The sequence below is a fragment of the Okeania sp. SIO2B9 genome (assembly GCF_010672505.1).
GTDB classification, from domain to species: Bacteria; Cyanobacteriota; Cyanobacteriia; order Cyanobacteriales; family Microcoleaceae; genus Okeania; species Okeania hirsuta.
This window is the reverse complement of the sequence record NZ_JAAHGK010000356.1, coordinates 1-6,132: the sequence shown is the minus strand read 5'-3', so window position 1 is coordinate 6,132 and position 6,132 is coordinate 1. Positions and strand designations below refer to the sequence as shown.

Annotated in this window: 5 protein-coding genes; all 5 read left to right on the top strand. The window is 33.2% G+C overall.

The genetic code is table 11. The features are described from left to right. The first annotated feature begins 562 nt into the window (after positions 1 to 562). The 5 genes from F6K13_RS14240 to cobA all read left to right on the top strand — a co-directional run bounded on the left by F6K13_RS14240 (position 563) and on the right by cobA (position 5,201). Positions 563 to 1,645, top strand: coding sequence for a linear amide C-N hydrolase (locus F6K13_RS14240; protein ID WP_161564631.1), 1,083 nt, complete (start codon positions 563 to 565; stop codon positions 1,643 to 1,645). 641 nt (positions 1,646 to 2,286) lie between these two features. Beyond that, on the top strand, positions 2,287 to 2,469 hold the full coding sequence (locus tag F6K13_RS14235) for a hypothetical protein (RefSeq protein WP_124146193.1): 183 nt from the start codon (positions 2,287 to 2,289) through the stop codon (positions 2,467 to 2,469). A gap of 188 nt (positions 2,470 to 2,657) precedes the next feature. Beyond that, positions 2,658 to 2,882, top strand: coding sequence for a hypothetical protein (locus tag F6K13_RS14230; RefSeq protein WP_124146194.1), 225 nt, complete (start codon positions 2,658 to 2,660; stop codon positions 2,880 to 2,882). Between the two features lie 96 nt (positions 2,883 to 2,978). Next, positions 2,979 to 3,464 (top strand): hypothetical protein, encoded by a 486-nt coding sequence (locus F6K13_RS14225; RefSeq protein WP_124146195.1) that lies wholly within the window; start codon positions 2,979 to 2,981, stop codon positions 3,462 to 3,464. Positions 3,465 to 3,623: 159 nt separating this feature from the next. Continuing rightward, complete coding sequence (cobA, locus tag F6K13_RS14220; protein WP_124146196.1) at positions 3,624 to 5,201, top strand: uroporphyrinogen-III C-methyltransferase; 1,578 nt, start codon at positions 3,624 to 3,626, stop codon at positions 5,199 to 5,201. Positions 5,202 to 6,132: the final 931 nt, after the last annotated feature.

Sequence of the window (6,132 nt, the reverse complement as noted above, 5' to 3'; positions counted from 1 at the left end):
TAGCCAGATTTTGTTTGTGTCAAAAATTTCTAGGAATTAGGAAAAATTAGCTCTGTGAAAAAAGGTAATAATTTCAGATTTTATATTGTTGATCGGGGTATTTTTTCTGATAAATATACCTGTAAGGGATGGCAAATAAAATTATTACAAACTAGACGATGATGTGGAATTTTATCAATTTATTTAGAAATTATTTTTCCTTTGAATATCTAATTTTTTCTATGGGTTGTCTTTGATAGTAGTCAGATTTTGTTTGTGTCAAAAATATCTAGGAATTAGGAAAAGTTAGCTCTGGGTAAAAAAAAGTAATAATTTCAGATTTTCTATTGTTGTTCGGGGTATTTTTTCTCCGAAATATGAACAAAACGCAGCATAATTACTCATTGTATTCTTCACACAAAAATAATATTAATTATTATGTAAAGCACCAAAAATCAGCTAAGTGATGAAAAACATAAAATCAATAGTGCTAATATTAACTTTAGCCTTTCTGTTTTGTTTCATTATCAAATCAATAGTGCTGACATTAGCTTTAGTCTTTCTGTTTTGTTTCATTAACCTAATGCCTCCTGCTTACGCTTGTACAGGTATTACCCTAAAAGCAGAAGACGGTGCTATGGTCTATGGTAGAACAATGCAATGGGGTAAGTTTGATCTAGAATCTCGAATATTGATCCTCCCCAGAGAGCACCAGTTTGTGACTGAACTCTCTAGGGATGAAAATGTCCATTTGCCTGGTATACGGTGGACTGGCAAATATGGAATAGTAGGAATTGATGCTGTAAATAGGCCAATTCCTCTTGACGGCATGAATGAAAAGGGATTAGTTGCTGGAGTCTTTGATCATCCAGACTTTGCTGAATATGTGGATTATGATTCAACTATGGCAGAGAAATCTATGGCACCGACCGATGTTGTCCAGTATCTTCTTTCCACCTGTGCCACAGTAGATGATGTTCGTGAGGCAATAGACCAAATCTTAGTGGTAAACGTTGTTGAACCAGTTATTGGGAAAACTGCACTATATCATTTGATGGTCAGCGATCCTTCGGGGGAACAGATCGTCATTGAATGGTCACAAGGCAAACCAAAAATTTTTGATGCTGAACTAGGGATTATTACTAACTCCCCAACATACGACTGGCATATTACTAATTTACGAAATTATGTCAATATTTCTCCTGTAGGTTATCCAGATCGGAATATTGGCTCAATTAATTTTAGCCCATTAGGTGTCGGTAGTGGTATGATTGGGCTTCCAGGAGATTTTACGCCTCCATCACGTTTCATCCGTGCTTTTGCTTTTTCTCAAACTGCAAGAGCAACTACTGACGGACCTGAGACGATGTATGAATTGTTTCGTATACTTGATAATTTTAATGTTCCGCTCGGACCACCCGAAGAATCTGAAGATGAATATATAGACACATCAGGTATGCGGAGTGCGACCGTTTGGACAACAGCTTACGACCTCACAAATAAGGTAATCTATTACCACACTCAACATAACCGTCAAGTCCGCAAAATTGATGTTGGCAGCTTAGACTTTGAAACTATTAGGGATATGCAGGCGTCCCCCCTTGATATAGTGAAGGAACAGAATATTGAGGATCGGACTCCTGGAAAGCTTAAGGTTTCATCATAAACTTTCGGCTATGCTTTTAGATTTTAAATTGAAGATTGATATAGATAAGGAATGAGGATTTTATTATCTACACAATTTAAATTATTTAAAGTCCATATAATCTGAGTTCTTTCAAAAAAATTCTGGAATTTATTTAATTATCATTCCTAGTAATGGGATATAAACAACCCCCACTATCTAAACTTTTATGGAATAGAAATTAAGACCTCTCATCCAACCTCTCTTTTTTCTTCAAGGGAGGGGGGTTGAGAGGTTATAAAATTTTTCAATGGGATTTTGTTTTCGATGCTATATATCTCTCAGGAATTTAGAAATTTGGTATTAGGTTCTTTTTATAAATATTGATATTGAGCAATTATATAGTCAGATTAAAAAATCTAATGAAGATATTGTTTTACATAAATTAAGATGGTACAAAATTGCGGATAATTACTCTCAAAAACAATGGCATGATGTATTAGCAATTCTTAAAGCTAGACTAAAAATATTAGATTTTAACTATTTGAAACTGTAGAGCAATTATCTAAAATTAACTCCATAATTAGAAAAAGCTTTTGATGAAACAAACTTGACTTGATATTACTAAACTAGAAAACTCTATATTCACTCAGAGATTATTTTTAACTTTTAACTTTTGACTTGTGCATAGCGCTTCGGAGAGATTATCAGTAGGTAAGTGGGAAAATTTACAAGTACGTCAAATGTGTTGCCATAGTCAAAAAGTAGACCTGCAAGATAAAAGAGCGATCGCTGATTTTTATCAATTTATTTGGAAATTATTTTTCCTATGGCTTGTCTTTTATCATACTTATAATAGAAGGTAAAAATTTAGGATTTTATTTAACCATTAAAATTATGCCGTTAAGAGCTATTTTAGATAATCAAGAATTATTAGCCCCACTACTATCTGATAAAGAATGGGAAGAATTAAAACGTAAAAAAGTTTAAGTTATTTTACCTTGTTGTGAAGCAAAAGGACATTTAAGAACTTCAAAATTGGGAACTAAGCATTTTGCTCATAATAAGTAAAGATGGATGTAATTATAAATCAGAAACATGGCAACATCTTTTATGCAAAACAGAAATTGCTAAAGTCTGTAACATTATGGGTTACGCTGTTAAAACTGAAGCAAGTAGATTAGATTGGAGAGCCGATGTTTTAGCTACTAAGCAGGAGAAACATCAATTAGTTCAACTGGCTTTTGAAGCTCAATGGAGTCCTCAAATCTTAGAATAAACGAAAGAACGTCAAGATAAATATGCCAGAGATGGTATTAGTTGTTGCTGGTTATTTAAGAAGTTACCAACATCCGAAGAAAGACAAGATATACCGATGTTTCAATTACAGTTTGACCAATCTGAAAATCATACAGTAATTTTTGATAATAACACCTATCTTTTAAAGAATTTTATTACTGAAATTTTATCTGGTCATTTTAAATTTTCTCAATTTTACCGATATAAAACACAGCAAGATATTAAAATCAGATTTTTTCCTGTTAATTGTTGGAATTGGAAGTGTCACGGGAAATATTATATTTATCACGTTCACAATGAGTCTTATGAAACTTTATGTGGGTGTAATTTTAATTTAATAGACTACATTATATTAACAGAAAAAATTATAGATGAACCTCAATTTCTTCCTGAAATTGTAAATAAAGCTTATGAATGCTTGAAGACTGAAAAAGCTAAACGTCAAAATATGAAAATGGGCAAAATTAAATATCGCTATAGCAAAACTGTTGGAAGCTCTTACACTTCATTCGGTTGTCCTTATTGTGATGCAATATTTGGAGATAATCATTATTTATTTTGACAAAATTTGCGAGGTTGAGTATGGATATATTCAACACATTGATTTTGAAACAACTGTTAATATCTCTTCCGAAAAACTAAATATTCTTCATTGGTGCTATTCTCCAACTAAAGATTTTTGTTGCAACTACTAATTTGGATTAACTTAACTCATACAAACATGACTAAATTACTAGGAAAAGTATATATTGTTGGAGCTGGACCTGGAAGTAAAGAATATTTGACTGTCAAAGCACATTCTCTCATTACTCAAGCTGAAGTATTAATTTATGATGCCTTAGTTGATGATTCAATTCTAAAATTAGCACCAGAAAATTGTTTAAAAATAGAGATGGGTAAACGTGGTGGTAAACCCAGTATGTCTCAGTCAGAAATTAATAGCTTGTTAGTAGAAAAATGTCGTTTAGGCAAACAAGTAATTAGACTAAAAGGAGGAGATCCTTTTATTTTTGGTCGTGCTTCTTCAGAAATTCAAGCATTAATTGAAGCTGGTTGTGAATTTGAAGTTGTACCAGGAATTTCTTCTGCATTAGCTGCACCTTTACTCGCAAATATTCCTCTGACAGATGCAGTAATGAGTAGAGCTTTTATCGTCTTGACTGCTCACGATATAGAAGCATTAGATTGGGAAAGAATATCTCAGATTGAAACTTTAGTAATTTTAATGGGGGCACGAAATTTAGATGAAATTGTGCGTCAGTTATTAAGACATAAAAGAACATCTCAAACTCCTGTGGCAATTATTCAAAATTGTGCCACTCCAAAACAACAAATTTGGATTGGTAGTTTAGGGGATATTGTTCAACAAACATACACTGAATATTTGTCCCCTTGTGTGATAATAGTAGGGGAAGTAGTCAGGTTACGAGATTATTTAAAGTCTCCAAATAATATGGTTAAAGAAAATTCAGTAGCCAAAATTGAAATAGCGCCTTTAGCAAATAAAACTGTTTTAGTGACTCGTGCAGCAGGTCAGTCTAGTAAGTTTAGCGATCGCCTACAAAAAGCAGGGGCAAAAGTAATTGAAATGCCTGCTTTAGTGATTACTCCTCCTTCAAGTTGGCATGATTTAGATGTGGCTATTAATAATATAGATACTTTTGATTGGTTAATTTTGACTTCTACAAATGGGGTAGATTACTTTTTTGAAAGGTTGGCAGAGAAAGATAAGGATAGTCGTGCTTTATCTGGCGTAAAAATAGCAGTTGTTGGTAAAAAAACTTCGGGAAGTTTGAATGCTCGTGGTTTGAAGGCGGATTTTATTCCACCTAATTTTGTTGCTGATTCTTTGGTGGTAAATTTCCCAGAAAATTTGAGTGGAAAAAAGGTTTTATTTCCCAGAGTAGAGACTGGTGGTAGGGAAGTATTAGTGAATGAGTTAAATAGTAAAGGTGCGGAGGTAATAGAAGTAGCTGCTTATGAGTCTAGTTGTCCAGAAAATATTTTACCGGAAGCTTTATTAGCACTACAAAATTGTCAGATAGATATTATGACTTTTGCTAGTTCTAAAACGGTGCGAAATTTTTGTTATTTGACGGCTGAAAATAAAGATAATTTACCGCAAGATTGGTTAGAAAATATTTGTATTGCTTCTATCGGACCTCAAACTTCTCAAAGTTGTCACAGTTTGTTAGGTAGAGTAGATGTGGAAGCTCAAGAATATACTTTGGATGGGTTGACTGAAGCTATTATTAAATGGGTAGAAATTGAAAGTCAAAAGTCAAAATTCAAAAGTTAAAAGTAATAAAATAAGCACTTAGCTCTTATACCAAATTGAAATGAAGCTGCATAGAATAATATTTTAAGCATAATTGACCGCAGGTAAGCGTAGATAAAGATAGATCGATTTAATGAATTTCATCATTCTATGCAACCTCATATAAAATTGGTATTAGCAGTCAGCTATCAGCAAATAATACCAAATTCAAAAAAGGTCTCTACAGTATTAATCTCAACACTCCTAGTAACAGACTAAAGCACTGTAACAGTATTTTTTGAAAATGGTATAATGAATGATTCCTTCTAAGGTTAAAAGACCTTACTTTGGCAGTAACTTTTAATTCCCTCTCAATTTCAAGGGTTGCTTTTGCCTCTTTCTGTTATTTTTCTCTCATTAGATATCTTCAGAAAAGAGGTATTATACCAAATTGATAAATGTTTGCTACAAATAGCTAGGATATTTCTTAGGAGTCAGGAGTCAGGAGTCAGGAGTCAGAATTAATGGCTTAAATACCATTTTTTAGGCCGTAAATCATCCTTTTTGTCAAAGAGAATATCCTGTAAAATCTTTTTATTCCTCAGGACTTACACAGAGACTCTATATATAGAGAGAGCGAATGCCATTCGCCCCTACAGATGGTGGTTTTACAGTCAATTTGCGTAAGTCCTGATTCCTCTTACTATTCGTAACATTCTTTTTTTAAATTGGTATTAGGGAGTAGTGAGTAGGGGGAAATAATTGATGATTTCTGTATGATAATTGATTTTATTTTTTATTATTGGAGATGTCTATTAGTAGCTGATAGCTAATAGCTGATGGCTGAATGCTTACCTAAAATCCGGTTATACAGTTATCGCACTTTCTACTTCCATTCAATGCAGACATAAAATGCCGGAATATTCCCAGATAATTCCCACTCTCATCCTTTCTTCCTACTGACTCCTGACTC

Bases quoted from the DNA above. Each gene is read 5' to 3' on its own strand.
- cobA (WP_124146196.1), top strand. From the start codon at position 3,624: ATGACTAAATTACTAGGAAAAGTATATATTGTTGGAGCTGGACCTGGA.
- F6K13_RS14225 (WP_124146195.1), top strand. From the start codon at position 2,979: ATGTTTCAATTACAGTTTGACCAATCTGAAAATCATACAGTAATTTTT.
- F6K13_RS14240 (WP_161564631.1), top strand. From the start codon at position 563: ATGCCTCCTGCTTACGCTTGTACAGGTATTACCCTAAAAGCAGAAGAC.